General features: G+C 29.4%; 24 protein-coding genes. 21 read left to right on the top strand and 3 right to left on the bottom strand.

Annotation, left to right across the window (positions count from 1 at the left end):
• Nucleotides 1-108 precede the first annotated feature (108 nt).
• From GOY08_RS10400 to GOY08_RS10410, 3 genes are all read left to right on the top strand, one after another.
• Entirely contained in the window at nucleotides 109-1,095 is a 987-nt protein-coding gene (locus tag GOY08_RS10400; protein ID WP_158998842.1) for an RluA family pseudouridine synthase, read from the top strand.
• Nucleotides 1,096-1,227: 132 nt separating this feature from the next.
• Nucleotides 1,228-2,460 carry an isocitrate dehydrogenase (NADP(+)) gene (gene icd / locus GOY08_RS10405; protein WP_158998843.1) on the top strand — a complete coding sequence of 411 codons (1,233 nt, stop codon included), beginning with the start codon at nucleotides 1,228-1,230 and terminating at the stop codon, nucleotides 2,458-2,460.
• A gap of 23 nt (nucleotides 2,461-2,483) precedes the next feature.
• Complete coding sequence (locus GOY08_RS10410; RefSeq protein ID WP_158998844.1) at nucleotides 2,484-3,545, top strand: hypothetical protein; 1,062 nt, start codon at nucleotides 2,484-2,486, stop codon at nucleotides 3,543-3,545.
• Here GOY08_RS10410 and GOY08_RS10415 read toward each other — a convergent pair.
• Nucleotides 3,509-4,315 carry a YkgJ family cysteine cluster protein gene (locus GOY08_RS10415; protein ID WP_158998845.1) on the bottom strand — a complete coding sequence of 269 codons (807 nt, stop codon included), beginning with the start codon at nucleotides 4,313-4,315 and terminating at the stop codon, nucleotides 3,509-3,511. The two genes, GOY08_RS10410 and GOY08_RS10415, sit on opposite strands and share 37 nt — an antisense overlap.
• Nucleotides 4,316-4,419: 104 nt before the next feature.
• A complete protein-coding gene (map, locus tag GOY08_RS10420; RefSeq protein WP_158998846.1) occupies nucleotides 4,420-5,193 on the bottom strand; it encodes a type I methionyl aminopeptidase in 774 nt (257 codons plus the stop codon).
• Nucleotides 5,194-5,331: 138 nt separating this feature from the next.
• On the opposite strand from map, the gene GOY08_RS10425 reads away from it, so the two are divergent.
• From GOY08_RS10425 to GOY08_RS10490, 14 genes are all read left to right on the top strand, one after another.
• Entirely contained in the window at nucleotides 5,332-7,485 is a 2,154-nt protein-coding gene (locus GOY08_RS10425; RefSeq protein WP_158998847.1) for a sensor histidine kinase, read from the top strand.
• An 11-nt stretch (nucleotides 7,486-7,496) separates the two neighbouring features.
• The gene (locus GOY08_RS10430) at nucleotides 7,497-8,921 is read left to right on the top strand and encodes a sigma-54-dependent transcriptional regulator (protein WP_202914054.1); all 1,425 of its coding nucleotides are present in this window, start codon (nucleotides 7,497-7,499) and stop codon (nucleotides 8,919-8,921) included.
• Nucleotides 8,905-10,083 carry a lysylphosphatidylglycerol synthase transmembrane domain-containing protein gene (locus tag GOY08_RS10435; protein ID WP_158998848.1) on the top strand — a complete coding sequence of 393 codons (1,179 nt, stop codon included), beginning with the start codon at nucleotides 8,905-8,907 and terminating at the stop codon, nucleotides 10,081-10,083. Before GOY08_RS10430 ends, GOY08_RS10435 begins: the two co-directional genes overlap by 17 nt.
• Before the next feature lie 193 nt (nucleotides 10,084-10,276).
• Entirely contained in the window at nucleotides 10,277-10,678 is a 402-nt protein-coding gene (locus tag GOY08_RS10440; RefSeq protein ID WP_158998849.1) for a hypothetical protein, read from the top strand.
• A gap of 110 nt (nucleotides 10,679-10,788) precedes the next feature.
• Entirely contained in the window at nucleotides 10,789-11,238 is a 450-nt protein-coding gene (locus tag GOY08_RS10445; RefSeq protein ID WP_158998850.1) for a hypothetical protein, read from the top strand.
• Between the two features lies 1 nt (nucleotide 11,239).
• Entirely contained in the window at nucleotides 11,240-11,623 is a 384-nt protein-coding gene (locus GOY08_RS10450; RefSeq protein WP_158998851.1) for a hypothetical protein, read from the top strand.
• 133 nt (nucleotides 11,624-11,756) lie between these two features.
• A complete protein-coding gene (locus GOY08_RS10455; RefSeq protein ID WP_202914055.1) occupies nucleotides 11,757-12,215 on the top strand; it encodes a twin-arginine translocase TatA/TatE family subunit in 459 nt (152 codons plus the stop codon).
• A 256-nt stretch (nucleotides 12,216-12,471) separates the two neighbouring features.
• Entirely contained in the window at nucleotides 12,472-12,768 is a 297-nt protein-coding gene (locus GOY08_RS10460) for a hypothetical protein (protein WP_158998853.1), read from the top strand.
• A gap of 23 nt (nucleotides 12,769-12,791) precedes the next feature.
• Nucleotides 12,792-13,121 (top strand): hypothetical protein, encoded by a 330-nt coding sequence (locus GOY08_RS10465; protein WP_158998854.1) that lies wholly within the window; start codon nucleotides 12,792-12,794, stop codon nucleotides 13,119-13,121.
• Between the two features lie 82 nt (nucleotides 13,122-13,203).
• Complete coding sequence (locus GOY08_RS15675; RefSeq protein WP_158998855.1) at nucleotides 13,204-14,139, top strand: DnaJ C-terminal domain-containing protein; 936 nt, start codon at nucleotides 13,204-13,206, stop codon at nucleotides 14,137-14,139.
• Nucleotides 14,140-14,217: 78 nt separating this feature from the next.
• Nucleotides 14,218-14,520, top strand: a complete 303-nt coding sequence (locus tag GOY08_RS10475) for a hypothetical protein (RefSeq protein ID WP_158998856.1) — start codon at nucleotides 14,218-14,220, stop codon at nucleotides 14,518-14,520.
• Between the two features lie 5 nt (nucleotides 14,521-14,525).
• A complete protein-coding gene (locus tag GOY08_RS10480) occupies nucleotides 14,526-16,223 on the top strand; it encodes a lysozyme family protein (RefSeq protein ID WP_158998857.1) in 1,698 nt (565 codons plus the stop codon).
• An 81-nt stretch (nucleotides 16,224-16,304) separates the two neighbouring features.
• On the top strand, nucleotides 16,305-16,688 hold the full coding sequence (locus GOY08_RS10485; RefSeq protein WP_158998858.1) for a response regulator: 384 nt from the start codon (nucleotides 16,305-16,307) through the stop codon (nucleotides 16,686-16,688).
• A gap of 62 nt (nucleotides 16,689-16,750) precedes the next feature.
• A complete protein-coding gene (locus tag GOY08_RS10490; RefSeq protein WP_158998859.1) occupies nucleotides 16,751-17,074 on the top strand; it encodes a DMT family transporter in 324 nt (107 codons plus the stop codon).
• A 10-nt stretch (nucleotides 17,075-17,084) separates the two neighbouring features.
• Here the strand turns inward: GOY08_RS10490 and GOY08_RS10495 are convergent, their stop codons facing one another.
• Nucleotides 17,085-18,848: an acyl-CoA dehydrogenase family protein gene (locus GOY08_RS10495; protein WP_158998860.1), complete on the bottom strand. Its 1,764-nt coding sequence runs from the start codon at nucleotides 18,846-18,848 to the stop codon at nucleotides 17,085-17,087.
• 213 nt (nucleotides 18,849-19,061) lie between these two features.
• On the opposite strand from GOY08_RS10495, the gene GOY08_RS10500 reads away from it, so the two are divergent.
• The 4 genes from GOY08_RS10500 to GOY08_RS10515 all read left to right on the top strand — a co-directional run bounded on the left by GOY08_RS10500 (nucleotide 19,062) and on the right by GOY08_RS10515 (nucleotide 21,949).
• Complete coding sequence (locus tag GOY08_RS10500) at nucleotides 19,062-20,204, top strand: acyl-CoA dehydrogenase family protein (RefSeq protein WP_158998861.1); 1,143 nt, start codon at nucleotides 19,062-19,064, stop codon at nucleotides 20,202-20,204.
• A gap of 75 nt (nucleotides 20,205-20,279) precedes the next feature.
• On the top strand, nucleotides 20,280-20,738 hold the full coding sequence (gene ribH / locus GOY08_RS10505; RefSeq protein ID WP_158998862.1) for a 6,7-dimethyl-8-ribityllumazine synthase: 459 nt from the start codon (nucleotides 20,280-20,282) through the stop codon (nucleotides 20,736-20,738).
• Nucleotides 20,735-21,178, top strand: coding sequence for a transcription antitermination factor NusB (gene nusB / locus GOY08_RS10510; protein WP_158998863.1), 444 nt, complete (start codon nucleotides 20,735-20,737; stop codon nucleotides 21,176-21,178). Before ribH ends, nusB begins: the two co-directional genes overlap by 4 nt.
• Before the next feature lie 33 nt (nucleotides 21,179-21,211).
• On the top strand, nucleotides 21,212-21,949 hold the full coding sequence (locus GOY08_RS10515; protein ID WP_158998864.1) for a hypothetical protein: 738 nt from the start codon (nucleotides 21,212-21,214) through the stop codon (nucleotides 21,947-21,949).
• Nucleotides 21,950-21,954 lie beyond the last annotated feature (5 nt).

Raw genomic sequence — 21,954 nt, forward strand, 5'->3', positions numbered from 1 at the left:
CATGTAGTAAGACTAAAGAGACTTTGATAGGCATGTATGCAATAAAAACCTTGGCCTGTCATCCAGTTTTTTTAATTTTTTTGTAACATATTATTTTAAGGTATAAATATGCTGAAAACGGTTAGTGCTAAAGTCTCTGAAGTTCATAAAGGAGAAAGATTTGATGTTGTAGCTACATATCTCTTCCCAAATTTAAGTAGAAAGAGGATCAAAAACATAATTGATTCTGGAGGTGCGTATTTAAATAAAAAAAGGATTAAAATCGCAAAAACAGAAGTAAAACTAGGAGATAAAATTGAACTCTTTTGGGAAGAGGTTAATTCTGATAATGTGCAAACAAGTTCTATAAAGCAATTAAATATAAAAAATAACTTAGATATAAAATTGGATTTTGATACATTAATTTTTGAAAATGATTTATTTTATATTATTAATAAACCTGCAGGAGTGGCTTCTCAAGCAACTTTAACTTCAAGTACAGATACAATTTTCCACTTATTAAATAAAGTTTATCCTCAAAAATTTGATTTAAAAAAAATGTTTCTTGTTCATAGATTAGACAAAGATACTTCTGGATTAATGATTATAGCTAAAAATACAGAAGTACAAAAGAAATTTGAAAATTTATTCAAGGATAAATTAATTGAAAAAAATTATTTAGCTTTATGTTTTTATAAACCAAAACAAAATGAGGGAGAATTATCTTTTCCTATTGCTAAAGATAGTAACAGAAAAAATTGTTACTTTGCAATTACTAATCCAAATTCTAAAAATAAAAATGCAAAAGAAGCCTTTACAAGATATAAATTATTGAATTATTATAGTGATGCAAATATTTCTTTATTATCCTGTTTTCCTAAAACTGGCAGAACACATCAAATAAGAGTGCATTTAAATGCTATAGGATGTCCAATATTGGGTGATAAAACTTATTCACAAAATATTTATGGACATAAATATTATCAAATAGCATTAAGACATATGCTACATGCGTGTTATTTGAAATTTCAATTAGATGGTCAGAATTTTGAATTCAATTTAGATATGCCGAAAGATTTTAAAAGTATAATAGAAACTATAGAAGCTGTTAAATAATTTTATAGCACTATTATGTCATATAAGCTTGAAAATATTTTGATATAGTTTTATCAAAAAAGAATCTTGATTTATTGTTTTGTAAAAAGCAATCGCTCTGCCAAGAGATACACAACTCAAAGGAGGATAGGCATGTCTTATAAATTGATTACTGTTCCACAAGGTGGAGCTCATATAAAAGCTGATGCAAATGGTAAAATTGAAGTACCTGACAATCCTGTAATTCCTTATATTGAAGGGGATGGGACAGGTCCTGATATTTGGAATGCTTCACAAATGGTTTTTGATGCTGCAGTTCAAAAAGCCTATGGCGGCAAAAAGAAAATTCACTGGATGGAAGTACCAGCTGGAGAAAAATCTTTTAATAAACACGGAAATTGGTTACCTGATGAGACAATTGACGCCATTAAAGAATTTAGAGTGGCAATCAAAGGCCCTCTTACTACACCAGTTGGTGGTGGAATTCGTAGTTTGAACGTTGCATTAAGACAAATTCTGGATCTTTATCAATGCGTTCGTCCTGTCAAATGGTATACAAATGTTCCTTCTCCTGTGCGTGAGCCACAAAAAGTTAATATGTGCATTTTTCGCGAAAATACAGAAGATATTTATGCAGGTATTGAATTCAAAGCTGGTACAGAAGAACAAAAAAAATTACGTGAGTTTTTAGCAAATACATTAGGAAAAAAAGTTCGTGAAGACTCTGGTTTAGGAATTAAACCGGTAAGTGAATTTGGCTCTAAGAGACTTGTAAGAGCTGCAATTAATTATGCAATTAAAAATAAATGCAAAAGCGTTACTTTAGTTCATAAAGGTAACATTATGAAATTCACAGAAGGCGCTTTCCGTGATTGGGGTTATGAAGTTGCGAAAACAGAATTTAGGGAACATTGCGTTACATGGGAAGAATGTAATGGGAATGTTCCAGCTGGTAAAATTCTTGTTAAAGATGCTATTGCTGATAACATGTTTCAACAAGCTCTTTTACGTCCAGATGAATATGAAGTTCTAGCTTGTACCAACCTAAATGGTGATTACCTATCAGATGCTCTTGCTGCACAAGTTGGTGGCTTAGGAATTGCTCCAGGCGCAAACATAGGTGATGGTTATGCTTTATTTGAAGCAACTCATGGTACAGCGCCAAAATATGCAGGTCAGGATAAAGTTAACCCAGGTTCTGTTATTTTAAGTGGTAATATGATGTTTGAGTATCTTGGGTGGAATGAAGTTGTTACATTAATTGAAAAGGCTTTTGAAAAAACTCTTGCGCAAAAAGTTGTAACTTATGATTTTGCACGTCAATTAAGTGGTGCAAGAGAAGTGAAATGTTCTGAGTTTGCAAAAGCTATTATTTCTAATATGTAAAGTTTTTGTATTGATGAGGTCATTTGAAGTATTTAAGTACTGCAAAAAGTGTTTATAGCAAGTATTCTCGTCTTTTGCCCTGGGCGAGCTTAATTTGGGGTATTGCTTCGAGCTTCTGGCTTACAAGAGATTATTCCAAAGCATACCGTTTGGGGCTATTTACAATTGCATTTTTTATTTTAATTATTTTAATGTCAACTTGGTATAGTTACATTACTAGAATTTCGCAAAAAAATCAAAGTAACTTAAAAAAAATTCATATTAATATTCATAAACAAAAAGATTTATTTGAATTTGTGGGACTTACTATCACACAATATTTTATCCAGTATATTTTTATGTTTTGTATTCCTTTTTTATATTTTAGACAGGAATGGATATGGCTATTTTTTTGTTCGTTTTTTGTTGGAATGACTCTTTGGGATCCATTTTGGATACGTCTCTTTAAAATTCAACTATTTCGATTATTTTTAAGATTAATTGCTACTTGCATGGTTTTTGGATTTTTATTTGCAGTTTTTTTTCCACAATTTATTGATTATTATTATGTTTGGTTCACTATTATATGCTTTTCAGTTATTTTTCCTTGGAATTCGCTGTTTTTAAAACAAGAAATAAATATTCCAGAAATAGCAGCCTCATTTATATTAACAATTTTTATTGCAATTCATTCATTTATTCCGTCTGAATACCAATTTCCTGTTATTTCTATTTGGGTTGAAAATAGTAACTATTCAATAGATAAGCCTGGCAACAAATCTTATGAATTAATTAATGGAAATATAAAATCTAGAAAAGATTTTATCAGTACATTAAATGCCGGAAAACAAATTTGTGCAATATCTCCGATTATTGCACCTGCAGGATTTTACTCAAAAATATATCATGAATGGTATATAGATGATCGTTTTGTTGATAAAATTACTTTACCTTCAATTTCTGGCTCAGATATTAATGAGCAGCATAGTACATACTCATGCAAAAAGTTTTTTTTAAATTTAAAAACAGTGAAAAAGATTACAACAAAAATTTATCTTAAAAATGGAATTTATGTAGGAAGGCAATTTTTAATAATTTCAGATTGAGCTTCTTCAAGTGCAAGGATATCTTTTTCCGATATTTGATATCCCAAACTAGCTAAAAGTTCAATGTAAAGAGAGAAATCATTCACCGCATCTGCATATTCATCTTTAATTTCTTCACTAGTTAAGTGTTTTTCTGTTAAAAAACTTTCTAATCCATCTTTCGTGCATAAAGCTGCTAATAGAATAGGTAAATGTCCGATAGTACTCCTGCCAAACAATTTTTTTTCATATTCACGAATTTCATCTTGGATATTAGATCCAATCTCATTTGTAATTTCTAGGCTTCGATGTGGTTGTTTTAATTGGCATTTAGCTGGAGAATCTAGGCTATTAAAAAACTCACATATCAAAGGTCGCATTGTGAAAATACCACAATGACCTGAAAATTGATTACCTTCTTCTTTTACAAAAAAGGGGCATGGAATTTTTAGGTTTAAAAACTTTTTTTGATCTTGATCTTTGAATGGTAATGTTCCTAAGTCTTTCGCAAAATCAAAATATTTGCTTGAGTATTCAAATAATTTTGCTGCTAATGTTTGCAAATCATACCCTTCAGCAAGCAATCTATTTAAAAGAACGAAAGCTTCACCAAGAGTAATTGGAACCATAGGAAAGTGACAACAAGCTCCGCATCCTTTAGCACAAGTGATTTGTTCTTTCGGAAATTTTTGCGAAAAGTTAGTTACTGCTAATTGAGCTTCTTTTTGATAAGAATCATATTTATTAAGTACGTACGGTATTAATTTTTCTACTGCTGATTTATAGTCCATGATTCTACCCTCTATTAAAACATTTCCAAGTTCCATGTATGCTTTTTTGGGAATGGAAACAAGATATAATTAATTTTAAAATAATAATTATCTATAAAGTTTTATCAAAAAAACTTCCCATGACTAGGAATAGTCAAAATAATAGGCTCATTTTCGGTAACAATTATAGAGTGCTCAAATTGTGCTGCTCTTTTATTTTTCTCTATAAATAAAGTCCAACCATCTTTGTCCTCTTTTGCATATTTAGCTCCGTTGGATAAAAAAGGTTCAACTGTTATTACTTGTCCATTTTGTAAAATTCTTCGATCATTTTTATCAAAATATGGAGCAATAAATTTGGGTTCTTCGTGTAAAGAAAGTCCAACACCATGGCTTCCTAAGTTTTCAATGATTGTGAGATTTTTTTCTTTAGCCACTTTTTCAATAGCAAAACCAATATTTGAAATTTTCGATCCAGATTTTACACTATAAATACCAGCATACATTGCTTCAATAGTTGCTTTACAGAGATTAATTAAATTTAAATCATTATTATTTTCATCATCAATTATAAATGAACCACCTGTATCAGCAAAATATCCATCTAGTTCTGCGGACACATCAATATTAATTAAATCGCCTGCTTTAATTTTTTTGTTTGATGGTATGCCATGAGCAACTTGGTGGTTGATAGAAATACAAGTTGCACCAGGAAAATTATACATTAATTGTGGTGCAGATTTAGCATTATTTTTTTTCAAAAATTCTAAACCTAATTCGTCTAATTCTAGTGTGGTCATTCCTGCACATGCTAAATTTTTCATATAAACAAGAGTGTCAGCAACAATTGTACCAATTTTTTGCAATTTTATTATTTCTTTATCCGTCTTAATGATCATAAAAACCTTTAATATTAGTGTATTTATAGTTAAAGGAAGCACTATATAATAAGTTATACATTGAAAATTGAAGATTTCTAATAAATAAAATAAAATTTCAAAGGTTTTATTAGCTGTCATAAAATGAGGCATAAATTTATGAAAGTTCGTTCTAGACTGTACATTTTGCTAGTATGGATTATTTTTGCTGTTTTTATTGTTATATCAGGAACATGGATTGAAACGCATATTGTAAAAGATGGTGCTTTTTTTGGAAATAAGTTTTTTGGTAGTTCATTTTTTCTATTTTTTTCGGCCGTAAATATTAATGTTATACTCCTTTTACTGTTTGTATTTTTAACTTTTAGAAGTGGTGTAAAATTAATTGTAGATAATTCACATGGTGCATTCGGAAGTAAACTAAATACAAAATTGGTAACTGCATTTTTATTTTTCTCATTATTACCTACTGTTGTTTTATTATATGTATCAACAAAATTTGTAAATACTAATTTTGAAAAATTATTACCGTCAAATTTTGTTGAAGCTACAGAAGAAACATTAAATAGTGAAGCAACATATCAAAATCAAATATTGTCATTATTTTCCTCACAAAATCCGACAAAAGATAATATTACAGCATTTGATTTTGTTCGTGATATAAAAAAAGAAAAATTTCTTCATGTATCCAATAATGAGCAGAAAAATTTAGGAAAAATTGAAAATATCATTGAAGAAAAAAAATATGATATTAGTGCTAAAGCAAATTGGTTTGAGTTTGATAAAGAAAGAATGATTCTTATTAAATCAAATTCTACTTACATTTTTGGAATTATATCTCCTAAAATGCTGCATCCTCAATGGTTATTGCTTAAATCAGAATATCCAGAGTCGCATAGTGCAGCAAAAGTTTTAAAATTATCATATTATGTCATGTTAGGCGTAATTACTTTACTAATTATTTTTTCTGCAACTTGGTTAGGTTTTACAATTGCGAGAGAAATTACTGTTCCCATGCAAATATTATCAAAAGCTACAGAAAGTCTTGCACATGGGAATTACTCAGTAAAGATAGATGATATTGTTTCAGATGATGAAATGGGTAAATTAGCTTTAAGTTTTCGTTCAATGGTTTCAGACTTGAAAGTTGAAAAAGAAAGAGCAGATATATTTTCAACTGAGTTAAAAAGAAAAGCAGACGAACTATTAATAAAGTCAGAGTATAATGAAATTTTATTAAGAAATATAAATGCAGCAGTTATTGTATTAGATGAAGATTTAAATATTGAGACTTGGAATAATAGAGCTGAAAATTTATTTAACTTTAAAGAACATGAAGTATTAGGGAAGAAAATTTACGATATAGTTAATATTAATTTTTATGAAAAAGCTTTATTAAATTCATTGAAAGAAATATCTAGTGTAGCTAATAAACGGATTGAAATTGAATGGTCTGGAAAAATATTTGATGCGGAGTATCAACTTCAAATATTGTTAAGTGGACTTGTTTCTTCTAGAGGTAAAATTTTTAAAATTATATTCATCAATGATATTACTGAACTTGCTAAAGTGCAAAGAATGGTTGCTTGGCGAGACGTAGCTCGAAGAGTGGCTCATGAAATCAAAAATCCTTTAACTCCAATTAAGCTGGGAGCTCAACGTATTGAGAAAAGATTTTCACAAAACTTTCAAGGAGATGAAAAAGACATATTTCAAGAAACAGTAAAAATAATTATTCAAAGCTCAGAAAGTATTAGGATACTAGTAGATGAATTTATTAAATTTTCAAGAATGCCGCATTCCTACCTAGAAGAAGGGAATATTGTCGATACTGTTTACATGGCGATGCGAGGGTTTGTTGGAAACTTAGAGAATGTTCCAATGGTCTTTGAAGCAAACATAGATGCAAAGCATATTTTGCTTAGGAATGAAGAAAGAATTGCTAACTTGCCAATAATTCAGTGTAAATTTGATCGCGATCAAATCGTCAGACTGTTTGTTAATTTAATTTCAAATGCGGTAACTGTATCTTCAGAAGAAAAAACGGCAGTAGTTGTTTCTATTGTGAGCCAACCTCACCTAAATTTTGTCAAAATTCAAGTGAAAGACAATGGAGCGGGACTTTCTAATGAAGTATTATCAAAACTATTTGAACCGTACTTCAGTACGAAAAAAACAGGAACTGGTCTGGGTCTTGTCATTGCTAAGCAAATAGTTGATGAACATAATGGCAAAATATATGTTGAAGAAAACCTACCAAAAGGTACAGTGTTTACCGTTGAAATCCCTAAGCAGGGGAGTCAATTTGAATAAGGATAATCATTTTGAATACTAGTCAAATTTCAGGAAAGATACTCGTAATAGATGATGAAAAGGACATATGTTCTACTTTGTCTGGTATTTTGAGTGATGAAGGATATAAGGTTATCAGTGCAAATACCGCTGAAATGGGACTAAAACTAGCTAAAAGAGAACTCCCTGATGTCTGTTTTCTTGATGTTTGGCTCCCTGATTCTGAAGGTACTGAAACCCTAGAAAAATTAAGAAATATTAATCCAGATTTATATATAATAATGATGAGTGGTCACGCCAATATTGAAACTGCTGTAAAATGTACTCGTCTTGGTGCTACTGATTTTATTGAAAAGCCATTAAGTCTTGAAAAAGTTCTATTAAATGTCCAAAATATATTGCATTTAAAAGACTTAAAATTTGAAAATCAAAATTTAAAAAATAGAGTTGAAAAAAAATATACTCTGCTTGGAACATCACAAGCTTTGAAAGATATCATATCAACTGTTGAAATGGTTGCAAATCGTAACACAACGATTTTAATTACTGGTGAAAATGGAACTGGCAAAGAAAATGTAGCAAGATTAATTCATCAAAAATCAGCGAGATCAGCAAAGCCTTTTATTGCAATTAATTGTGCAGCTATTCCTGATGAATTAATTGAGAGTGAATTATTTGGGCATGAGAAAGGTGCTTTCACTGGCGCGCATACTGCAAAAAGAGGGAAGTTTGAACTCGCGCATAATGGAACATTATTTTTAGATGAAATTGGTGACATGAGTTTAAAGACACAAAGTAAACTCCTTCGTGCACTTCAAGAGCAAAAAATTGAAAGAGTTGGTTCAGATGAAACAATAACTGTTGATACTAGAATTATAGCTGCAACAAATAAAAATTTAGAAGAAGAAATAAAAAAAGGAAATTTTCGTGAAGACTTATTTTATCGTATCAATGTTATTCCTATAATATTGCCGCCTTTGAGACAAAGAAAAGAAGATATTGAGTTAATTTCATCACATTATTTATCTTTGTTTTCAGTGGAAAATAGTATTAAAAATAAAAAATTGTCAACATCAGCTATTCAAGTATTAAAATCCTATTCTTGGCCTGGAAATGTACGTGAGTTAAAAAATATAATGGAAAGACTTTCTATTATGGTATCGGCTGATATTATTGAAGCACAACATCTACCATATCCTATAAACAATATAAAATATGAGAAAAATGAAGAATTTGAAAATTTGTTTCTTTCTAGTGACTATAAAGAAGCAAGAGCTAAATTTGAAAAAATTTATATTCAAAGAAAATTAGAAGAGTTTGATGGTAATGTTTCAAAAACTGCAGATGCGATGGGTATGGAAAGAAGTCATTTATACAGAAAAATGAAACAATTAGAACTTTTGAATGACAGTGAGAAAAGTACTGAAGAGGAAAAGATCAATGAAAACAATAATTAAAATGATCACCCTTTTTTTTATTTCTGTACTTGCTATTTATTTTTTGTATAATAAAAATATATTAGATCTTAACTCATTAAAAAACGCATTTTATGAGCACAAAAAACTACTTATATTTATTGCTTTTCTTCAAATTGTTAATTGTTATGTAATGACAATACGTTACTTTAGTATTTTGAAAATATTCAATATAAAGACAGATTTTCATAATGTAACAGCAGCTACCTTTGTAAGTAATGGTTTGGGGCAGTGGTTACCAGGTTCAATGGCATTTATTGAAGTTATTCGCATAGGATTAATGCTTGGAGCTGATAAATTTAATTTTTTGAATAAAAACGGAAATATTTCTGAAAATGAAAAAGATGTAGTTCAAAATTCATATATTATTGAAAAAAATTTAAATGATCTTTCATTGAAATCAAAGCTTTTAGCCATTTCAATAATGGATAGAATTATTGGAATTCTTGTTATGTTAGGTTTTGGTATCATTTTTTCTTTATATGCATTAAAAGAAATTATTTTCCAGCAAGATAAAGTTCATATGGAGTTTATTTTATTTTTTACTTTTTCAATTTTATTGTTTTTATCTTTAATTGCTCTTCCTTTTGTATCGAGAATTCTATTTTTTAGAAAAATAATTACTAGACTTGAAAGATTATTATTTACTTTTGCCAAACCTAAATTAGTAAAAAAAATTCTTAAAAAAGGTTTTGAAGAAATAAACTCGCTTCTCGATGCAATTGCTCTTGGTAGTAAAAAAATTGGTTCTTTTGGTATACCAATTATTTTTAGTAGTTTTTCAGTTTTAATTTTAGTTTATTCTCTATATTTCAGTGCAAAAGCAATTTCAGCATACCTCCCTCTGCAAGTTATTTTTGCCGTACTACCTATGATTTGTTTAGCGTCGTTAGTTCCTATGGGATTAGCTGGTATGGGTGGAATGCAAATTATTACAGCCTTGCTTTTTTCTATTTTTGCAGTATCTCCTAACACAGCTAGCTCAGCCCAGTTGCTAGTAACAGCGGTCAATTTGTTGTCAATTTCATTTGGAGGGTTGTTTTTTGCCCGTTTGAGTGCAAAACAAATTCATGCCATAATAAAGGCAAAGAAAAATGCAAATTTACTCGCCAAGAGAAATATGTCTGATATAACAGACATTTAAATAGTAAAAAAAATTTATCTTTTTAAAGATTTTTGAATCAATTTGTGATATAATGCGTAAGTCCTAGCTTGTTGTCCATTGCTGCTGTTGATTTATCTAACTATATAATATCAGGTTAGTTTATTTATTATAACTCAAATCAAGCTAAGATATTGATATTAATGAAATATATTTTATTGAAAGGAGGTGGCAAATGCAAGGAAAAATCTATGATAATTCGTTTATCACAACCTTAGATTTTCAAAAAGTTGAGGGTTTACGAAAAATATATGAGTGGATACAAATTCATACTGAGCTTTGTCACCTTTATGCCAATACAAAAATTGCTTCTGAAAAAGAAATTTTGAAGCTAAAGGTTGATGAGTCTTTTCTTAAAGGTAAAGAATTAATGGAAGAGGTCTTTCAATCAGAATCTATTGAGAGAAAGTCCTATATACCTCTTTCTGGAATGAACCGTTTTACAAATAATAATGATGAAAGTATTCCTTTATCTAGAAGAGATTTATTGGCTAGTCTAGGCAAGTCCGAAATTCCAGCTTTAACGAATGTGAAGAAAGTCCCTCTTCCTAGCAGAACTTACTTAAAAAAGAAATAATAAAATTAAATGAATTAAAATTTGAGGTTTGTGCAGAGTTTTTGCGCAGACCTTTTTTTTATGCATTAATTTAATTATGTATTCTAAGTCATTTTATGATTGGAAGAATTATGATAAGATTACTGCAACTTTTTATTTTTATTCTTTTGTTTTTATTAGTAATATTTATTTTCTATAAAATTAAAAATATTCCTAATTCAATGAGTCACAAATTTCAATATTCAAGAGAAAATGTTTTAAAAAAATATAAACATGAATTACATTTAAAAAATTCTATTTGGAGCTTTTTATCGCCTTTAGATCAACTTAAAGTTGGTGAAATTTATAATTTAATTGAGTTAATTGATGAATCAGAAAAATGTTTTTTAGGTAAGTTCTATTTAAGGAAATATGATGAAAATGGAGTTTATTTTCGTTCTGAAAAAAAATTAGGAATTTCAAAATTAGAAATATTTTCTAGAGCTTATAATAAAACTTTACAAGTAAAAATTTTTTCAAGCAACTATATTTTTGTGGACTATTTATCTTTAGAAGATTGTAACAATTGGGTAAAATATTAAAATGAAATTACTAGTAATTTTTATATTAATTTCAACAAAATTAATTGCTTATTCAAAAGATAATCTTGATAATTATTTTGAACTAGGGATAGGTAAAAAAATGTGTATATCAAATAAAAGGATAATAGAAATTAAGAATTTATCTAAAAACATTTTGCAAGTAAAAAATAACATCATAAATAATAAAATATGTATTTATCCTATCAAACAAGGTAATGGATATTTACAACTATTATTGTCTGATGGGAGAAAAAAATTAAAACTTGTAATTCATGTTTTGCCAAGTAAAAAAGAAAAAACTCTTAAAAAGATTCATGGAAAAGAAAAAATATCGATATTTGATAAAAACTTAAAGAAAAAATATGTTATTGATGGGTGGAGATAATTTTTATTAAATACCTGATAATATATACTTTCATATTAATTTTAACTTTTAAACTACTAGCTTGCTTTAAGCTCAAGCAATTGATACTTTTAAGAGTTCAGTATTTCGGCACATTTAACTCTGGGGTGCTTTGGTGTTTGGTTTTAGTAGTGGTGAATTGCTTCTTATTGCGCTAATAGCTTTATTATTGTTTGGTAATGATAAATTACCAGAAAATATGAAAAAAATGATAAAAGGCTTAAATCAAGCCAAAAAAGTTGCTAAAGATGTTCAAGATTCTTGGCAAGAAGTAAAAATTGATGTTCAAAGAAGTATTATGTTAGATGAAGAATCTAAACAAATTAAACAATTAATGAATGATTCAGTCGATATGGAAACTAAGAATATAGATATTCAAGGTAAACAACTTAGTCACATTATTTCACAAGAAGACTTGGATAAGCATTTTGCTGATTTTGAAAAAAATCATGAAAATAATTTAATAAATACGAATAGTAATGAAGCAAATAGTTCAAGTGATTTTCAAGAGAATACCCTAGCATCTGCAAGAGAATACTCTAATTCCTCACATTTTGTCGGGCCAAGATTATAAAAAATTTCCTTTTATTCAATATTAAAAAATATAGATTAATAATAGTTCAAAAAAATGACTTCCTTACATAATTTTAGGCATTTTTTTCCGATGAAAAAATGTTTATTTATCCTTAGGAATTATTATGCGGAGTCTAATTTTTATAATTTCATTAATATTGATAATAGGGCTAATCATCTATTTCTTATTATCTTTAAAAAAAAGCTACTATATGAAGAGAAAAAAATTAAGATTTTGGGTATTTAAAAGAAGAATTATGAGTATAAAAAACTTTGAAAATTTATCTGAAATGATTTCACGTGATATATTAGAAGCACTTAGAGCCGGAAATCACATGCATATTCAAGCTAAAGCCTTATTGCCATTACTTCTTGATGTCAGAAAAACAGGTGAAAAATTGTTATCACAACAACATTTCTATCATATTATTTTATTTCCTTCAGGAGAAAGCCGAATAAGAAAGAAGGTAGAAAGATTGATTCAAATAGAAAAATTGCTAAAGTCCCTACCTAAACAAAGCATTTCATATGAAAATATTCATGAAAGGCTATAATTTGATAAGGATAATAATTATTTATGGAAAATGTAGTTAATTTTCCCACAAGAATGAAAAGAAAATCAGATGAGGTTTGGTATTGCCGCGAGTACTGGAGTGGTGACTCAAGAGATGGGCAATTTATAAATGGGGATGGATATCACTATTTTGAAATGATTGGTGATGGTATTGTTCAAAAGGCATATGAATATTATGAAAATGATGAAGGTGAAGAAAAAGTAACTCCCACTCCTGAACTCGTTGGAATTAATTGGTTTGAATTTTTTGGTTTTGAGGACGAAGAACTTCTTGAAGTTGTCAAAGAGCATGAATTTTATCATATAGAACAGCTAGTTAAAAAGTCTTCATAAGAACCCTTGCCATCTATTAAATGAGCATTAGATTTCTATAAAACGAGGCTTCTAAAGTTATCGTTAAAATTTGGAGAATCTAATGAAATATTATGAAATTCTTGGTGTTAGCAAAAATGCTAGCTCAGATGAAATAAAAAAAGCTTATCGTAAAATGGCCATGCAATATCACCCAGATAGAAATCCTGGAAATAAAGCCGCTGAAGATAAATTTAAAGAAATGTCTGAAGCTTATGCAGTTCTTTCGGATCCAGAAAAAAAGAAGCAATACGATATATTAGGAGATGCGAGATTTTCGCAACAACAAGGCACTGGATTTCAAGAAGATATTTTTAGAAATATGGATTTTGATAGTATTTTTAGAGAAATGGGATTTTCTGGGTTCGGTGGTTTTGGATCAGGTGGAAAATTTGGTGGCTTTGGGCGCAATCAACAACAAAAAACTGGGGCACGGAAAACAAGTTATCGCCCAGTAGAGCCCGAAGACTACTCACGCTATGATCTTGAACATGATTTAGAAATAGGCTTCATGGATGCATATAATGGTTCAGAAAGATATGTCAGCTTTGCATTGAGCAATGGTGAAAATATTTCCACAAGAATTAAAGTTCCTGCAGGAATAGAAACTGGTAAAAAATTAAGAGTTAGAGGTCATGGTAGAACGGCTCCAGATGGAAATAAAGGAGATCTATATCTTAATGTAAAGGTTATGCCACATCCTGATTTTACACGTTTAGATAACGATATAGAAGTTGAAACAAAGACTCCTTTTAGTTTGTTATGCTTAGGTGGAATACTAGATGTTCATACACCTGTAGGAGTAAAACAAATTAAAATCAGACCTGGTATGCAAAATGGAATAAAGGTCAGATTAAAAGGATTAGGTTTTCCTGTTATGGGTTCAGCAACTGAACGTGGAGATTTATATGCTGTGATCTCAGTGAAAGTTCCAACTCAAGAAGAAATAAATGATGAAAATAGAGAGCTTTTTGAAAAATTACAAAAAGCTGGTTTTTAAACATAGTTTTTGTTAGAGTTTTTTCTTAATTGATATTGATAGATATCATTATTTAAAAATTTATGAAAAGGATTTTAAATGAGCATAAATTACGTCATAGCAAAGGACTTAGAACAAGTAAAAAGCGAGCTTACTAAACTCATCGCTTCTGAAATAAAAAAAGATTATGTGAAAACGTCTTGGGATAATAATCAATTAGTAATTAAAATTGAAAAAATGGGTTCTAGCGTTATTTGTATTGCACTAAAAAATGAAAATGGTAAAGTTCACATTTGTGAAGCAAGTAGAAAAATTGCTTTTACTCATAAACCATTTGCTGGTGAAGTAGAGAAAATGGTGGCAGATATTCTTGGCAATAAGCTAGGAGCTCAGAGGGCTTAATTCGATTGAGTCTTACTAAACTTATTTTTAAGTTGGATGTACTTAAATCAACCGCAATAGGAATTATTGGGGTTGTATCTGTTTCTTGTACAACTGTTTCTTTAAATAATCCTACTAAAATTCTAAAAAATAAACTTGAAAAAGCTCTCGAAACAAATTTAACAGATAAAGATATTGAATTTATACAAAATTTTGATGATGTAAATTTAGCTTTTATTAAAATTTCTGAAAATAAATTTGATAGCGCAAATGAAATTGCTCAGAAAATTTTATACAAACCAAATCTGTCTTTTTCAATATATAAGTATGCTTATAAAGCTTATACAATTTCTATCTTATTGAATGAATCTAAATATCCAAAAAAAGATAATATCATTAAAAACTTTGATTTTAATTTATTTCAAGATAAACAATGTTCTCAATTGTGTGATAGTCCTGGATGGAAAGTATTAGTAAAAAATGAAGGTATTATTTTTTCTTTAAATGGATATAATGATATCATATTAACGGACGATATTTTCGCTTTAATAAAACAAGAAAAACCGATATTATCTATTGATCCTATTTTTTTAGGTTTAAAAAATTCAAAAATCCTTAATGTTTCTTTTCAAAGTAATCCAAATATAATATTGGGAAGTGAATTGCAAATAGAACTAGATGAAAAAATTGCTTTATCATATTTTCTGCATGGAGAATTTTCTAAATCTATTGATTTGTTAAATAAATTATTAAATAAATCAAATGATATTTCTTTTAGGTCTTTTTGTTACTATTGGATTGGAAGATCTTATTCTGCTTTAAGTAATATAAGTGAAGCAAATAAATATTACTATATGTCAGGAAATGAAAATCCTTTAGGATTATATGATGCCTTATCAGGTCAAATGTTAAGAACTATTTCAGGTAGAGCTTCGACAAAAGAAACATCTCCTTTTCTTCATGATTGGGAAATTGAGAAAAATAAATGGATAAAATATCAGATAAAAGATCAAAATGATAATTCAATAGTATTAAATGGATTGAAATATGCAATATTAAGACTTACTAAATTTAAAATTGAAAATAATATTAATGATATTGAAAGTCTTCAAAAGATTTTTAGGAATGAAAAATCTTTAGAAAAATTGATTATAAAAGATGAGATCAATTGGCTTACAAAAACTTGGGAGAATGAATATAATTTAATTGTAAAAAATAAAAATTTCATTAGTAGTAATATTACGTGGCTAAACTTTGCAGTAGGAAATTATCTTCAAGCTATTTTATTAATTTCAAAAATAAAAGGATCTCTTGATCCCTTAAGTGAACAAAATAATTTTCTTTATTTTTTATTTTATCCTCAATTTTATAAAGAACAAATGCTGAAAGCAAATCAACGATGCCATGTAGATCCAGATATAATGTATGCGATATTTAGACAAGAAGGTTTTTTTCAAAACGAAAATATTTCTGATGAAGCTGCTACTCAAAAAGTATGTAATTTAAAATTTTTTATGGATCGATATAAAAATAATATTGTTAATACTATTAGTGCATATAGAGCAGGAACAGAACTTACAGATATTTGGTTAAATGAAAATGTTAAAATAAATGATGATCCAATATTTATGGAGTATATTCCTGATTCAAGTATTAAAGAGTTTGTTCAAGGTGTAATGAAAAACTATTATAATTTTAAATGGATTTATTATAATAGAAATTAAATTTTTGACAAATTTATGACGTTTATTTTTTGGTAATTATTTAAGTTATAATATTTTAAATTTATCTCTTGGAAGTTCATAATGCACGTATCTAAATTACTAATTGTCGATGATTCTAAATCTGTTCTTGCATTCATCTTGGATTTTTTTCTAGATGATGAAAAATATGAAGTTTTTACTGCTGAAAATGGCAAAGTTGCTCTGGAAGTTTTTGAGGACGAAAAAGATATTGAGTGCATAGTTATGGACTGGGAAATGCCTGTGATGAGTGGTTTAGAAACATTAGTTGAAATAAAAAAAATTAATCCAAAAATGTCAGTCATAATAATGAGCGCAAATAATGGTGTTTCTGACGTGCAAAAAATGCTTTCTTATGGAGCGAATGATTTTATTATAAAGCCATTTACTAGAGAAATCTTTTTAGATAAAGTTAAAAACGTTCTTGAGAAAAGAAAAAATTCTTAGTTTTTAATTCAATTAAATTTAAATTAAGACAGTTAAACTTCAAAATATTATTAAAGGAATCTATGGCTTGGATATATCTATTTATTGCGGGTGTATTTGAAATTGTTTGGGCTTTATCATTAAAAAATATTGATGGCTTAAATAAAATATCTCCAATAATTATAACAGTATTTGGTATGATTATAAGTTTTTTCTTTTTATCCCTTTCTTTAAAATCACTCCCTGTAGGTACAGCTTATGCAATCTGGACAGGTATTGGGGCTGTAGGAGTTGCTTTATTTGGTATTATTTTTTACTCAGAACCAGTAAATTTTAGTAGGATTTTATGTTTATTATTAATTGTTATTGGTATTATAGGTTTAAAACTCTCTTCTCCAATAAAATAATTTTTTTGCATTATTTAAAATTGTCTAAAGAAAAAGGGTATTTTTCTTTTTGAATAATGTGCTTAGCAATATTTCTAATACTGTCATCATGATTAGCTTTTAAATTATAAACACTTTGATTTATTCTTGCTTTGGCATCGCGAATAATTAATTTTGCCATAGAAAGTTCAACATCATTTTTTTCTGGACCACCATGTTTTTCTAATACAGAATTAATTCGACTTAAAACAGCTGAAATTACATAAGTATCTATAGCAATATCTGCAAGACGCGCTAATTGCAATTGTTCATCAATAAGTTTGTGTCCATAATTGCGAATAAGTTTTGAAGCTGAAGTTGCTAAAGCATGTGTTGCTGAAGATAATCGTTCACACTCTTTTTCCAGTGCAGGATGAAACCCTTCTAATTTTTCAGCCATCACACTTTTTTTGACTTCGCTGAATGCAAATTCGGAGATAAATCCTATTTTTTCAATTGCAGAGTTTAAAAAATCCAGATTTTTTGGACTTTGAAGCGACTGTAATTCTTTTCCTAATCTTTGGTATTGATTTGCAGTTTCTTTTAATCCAGTCATTGCAATAAATAATCTTAAAATTTCATTAGTTCCTTCAAAGATAAGTCCAATTCTTCCATCGCGTAATTTTCTTTCAATGCCATATTCAACCATATATCCATTACCACCATGTATTTGCATAGCAGTATTGATAGTTTTCCAGCCGACTTCTGTAACAAAGACTTTACAAATAGCGGCTTCAATACTGTAATCAGTATCTCCAGCATCAACCAAGCTTGTTGCAAAATAGGTCGTAGCTTCTGAAGCATATATATGCATAGTCATTTCAGTTAGCATTTGTTGAATAAGACCAAAGTCAGAAATGGAATGTCCAAATGCTTTTCTATTTTTTGTATAAGTAATACATTCATCCATTAAGGATTTCATGGCTCCTAGCGCACCACCAGCTAATCCCATTCTCCCCTGATTTAATATTCCCATTGCAATTTTAAAACCATCTCCAGGTTTTCCTAATATATTTTCAGCGGGTACTTTTACATCTTTAAAAAATACTTCAACTGTTGAAGAGGCTTTTATACCAAGCTTTAATTCTTCGGAGCCGTGAGAAACTCCACCCATATCTCTTGTTACTATAAATGCAGTTATTTTATCTTCACCATTAATTTCTTCTTTTGCAAATACAGTAAAGAAATCAGCAAAGCCTCCATTTGTTATCCATAATTTAGAGCCATTTATAATATAATGATCTCCATTACGAACAGCTCTTGTTTTTATCCCTGCCGCGTCTGATCCCGCTGTCGGTTCAGTTAATGCAAATGAAGCTATCATTTCTCCTGAAGCAAGTTTTGGCATATATTTTGCTTTTTGTTTTTCATTTCCATAAAGATAAAGCCCTTTTAAACCAATGGAACTATGCGCACCAGCTGTTAAAGTGACGGATGAATCATGTCTGTTTAGTAATTCGAGAGTCCTTGTATATAACGTTTGAGTTAATTCGCTACCACCAAATGCTTCAGGGATAATTAATCCAAATAAACCCATTTCTTTCATGCCTTTTATTATTTCAGGCGGTAATTTTTTTTCTTGATCAAACTTTAGGCTATCAACATTTTGTTTCATCCAGTCATTGATCGAACTAGCCATTAAAGTATAATCATTTTCTCGATGAGTATTAAAAAATGGATAGTGATGTAAAGATTTTTCAGGTATATGTCCATTAAATATGTTTTTCATAAAACTAAATTTAGAATTTTCTGACACAAATCCTCCTTATAGCAGATATTTTTCAATCTGAGTTTCCTTTTGAATTTAAATTATATGATTCAATAAGTTTGAGCAAACTTCAAAATTCATTTCTTGCCGTTTACGCCAAATTTGTTTGTATTTCTTTTTATCCATTGCAGCTTTTTCATTTTACACATAATTTGAAGGAAGAGAATGTGTACTTTTTGTTAATTTATATGGAGATTGATTATGGCTATGTTTGAGCTAAATGAGACACACAAGCAATTATTTGATATGGCTAAAGATTTTTCAAATAAAGAAGTATGGCCAAAAGCAAAAGAATTAGATGAAACGGCTAAATTTCCAATTGAATTATTAAAAAAAGCGCATGAGTTGGGATTATTAAATGCTTTTGTCCCAGAAGAAGTGGGAGGTTTAGGTTTAGGTACTTTTGAACACTGCTTAATTTCTGAGGCTCTTGCAATGGGGTGTGCAGGTTTTTGTACCGCGGCATTGGCAAATGATCTTGCAGCAGTTCCTGTTATTTTATCTGAAAATAAAACTGTTTGGAAAGATTTATTAGCACCTATGGTCGAAGAGTGTCTTATGGCTTCTTATTGCGTGACTGAACCAGGAGCGGGAAGTGATGTCGCTGGAATTAAAACAACAGCAAAAAAAGTAAAAGATAAATATATTATAAATGGTTCAAAAATGTGGATAACAAATGCAAATTATGCAAATTGGTTTTTTGTTCTTGCAAAAACTGATCCCTCTGCAGGACATAAAGGAATGACAGGTTTTGCTGTTCCAGCAAAGACTCCTGGTATTACAATTGGTAGAAAAGAAGACAATATGGGACAACGTTGTAGCGATACCCGAGGAGTTACTTTTGATAACGTGGAAGTTCCAGAATCTTACTTACTAGGTAAAGAAGGAGATGGCTTTAAATTAGCCATGGGGGCATTTGATAGAACTAGGCCAGCTGTGGCAGCGGAATGTGTTGGATTGTCACAAAGAGCAATGCAGTGTGCTATTGATTACGCTAAACAAAGGACAGCTTTTGGGAAATCTATAGGCGATTATCAAGGTGTTAGTTTCATGATTGCTGAAATGGCTAGAGATATTGAAGCTGCTAGATTACTGGTCTGGAAGGCTGCTTGTGAAGTCGATGAGGGAAGAAAAAATACATATTTTGCTTCAATTGCAAAAATGTTTGCTGCAGATGCATGTATGAAAATAACCACAGATGCAGTTCAGGTATTTGGGGGTTATGGTTATAATAAGGAATATCCTGTAGAAATGTTAATGCGTGACGCAAAAATTTTTCAAATTTATGAAGGAACTTCTCAAATTCAAAGAATGATTGTAGGTAGAATGCTTCTAGGGCATTAATCTTTGCTTTGTTAATGGTTTTCATTGTGCTAAGCACTCAATGGATTTTGTGTAATCTATAAGGGAGTGTAATAAATGAAACCATCTGAGGTTAAAATAGGTATTGTTGTTGCTCGTTTTAATGAAATAATTACTTCAAAATTAGCTTCTGGTGCAAAAGGTTTATTACTTAGAAGAGGGCTCAAAGCTGAAAATATTATTGAAATAGAAGTTCCTGGAAGCTTTGAAACTCCATTAGCAGCGCAACTACTTATTGAACAAAAAAAGGTTCATGGTGTCATTGCTTTAGGAGCTGTTATTCGAGGCGCTACCGATCATTATAATTATGTTTGTTCCTCAACTTCTTCGGGTTTGATGAATGTTCAGTTATCGCATTCCGTCCCTGTAGCATTTGGGATTTTAACTTGTGACACTATGGAACAAGCATTTGATAGAGCTGGTGGAAAGCTTGGAAATAAAGGATCTGAAGTAGCAGATGCTGTTTTAGATATGGTAATGATAAAATCTTCATTAGTAGGAAATGTACTTTTATGATTGAAAATAGCAAAGGTTTAAAACCTGCTGACTTTAAACAAATTAGAAGATTTGCAGTTCAGTTTGTTTATCAACAAGATATTAATCAGCAATTTGTAATGCAAAATCAAACATTACAACAATTTATGCGACAATCAGAAGTCATTGAAGGGCAGAAAGACTTTTTGCGAAATTTTTTGACAGTACTTTTTGATAATAGTAAAAAGATTGATGATTTAATAGAAGCATACGCAAAAAACTGGAAAATTTCTAGAATAGCTAAAGTTGATCTAGCAATTCTTCGTGTAGCTATTTTGGAGCTTTTGGAAAGAAATGACACAGATGTTGGCGTTATCATAGCAGAAGCAGCTGCGATTGCGCAGGAGTTTGGTTCAGGGAATTCAGCTAGTTTTGTTAATGGCATACTTGATGCAATTGCTAAAGATGTGCGGAAAGCTTAAATAAAAATTCTGTTTATTTAGGGTCAAAATTTCATGAGAGAAATATATTTACTTGAAACTAAAGACGCATGCCACAAATTTCTTTTAAATAGAACTGCTAATGGTTTTTTGCCCGACACTTTTTTAGGAATAGGTTCTTTTAGTAGTAAAATTTCACAATCAGGTGTTGGGCTGACAATACAATCAAGTCCAAAATTTTTTGTTAAAGAAATATCTGAAAGTATAATTCAAGGGCATTTTTCTGTTTTTGAAAAAGAATCTTTGCTTATGCAAGTTCCATTTGGTGAAGTAGGTAATTTTCCAATTGCTAGATGGCTTTTAGTAGGAAAACACTTAAGTATTTTTGATTCAGATAAAATTGATGCTGTAAAATATTTACCTACTAAAGAATTAATGCAAGTTAGAACAATTGAAGAATTTATGCAAGTATATTTGAGTTTTATATTTCCACATATTCATGAAATTAGAGCTCAGTCTGTATTATTTTTATTTGATATAAATATCTATATTTCATATATAAAACAGTTTTTTAATTGGCTTTCTAAACAAATTTCAAATCCTCTTTTATTTAAAAATATTATTGAAATTTCTACAATTGATTTTCAAAGGAAAATTACTGACGAATTTTTATGGTTTATTTCTGAATCTTCTTTACATCCATGTATAGCAATTTTTCCTTCTACTAAAAGTAGTTTTACTAGTTTTATTCAATCTGCTAGAAATATAAAAAAACAAAATGGCTATTCCGATGAGTTATTTTTTAAATTATAACAAAA

The organism is Pigmentibacter ruber, from assembly GCF_009792895.1.
Lineage (GTDB): Bacteria > Bdellovibrionota_B > Oligoflexia > Silvanigrellales > Silvanigrellaceae > Silvanigrella > Silvanigrella rubra.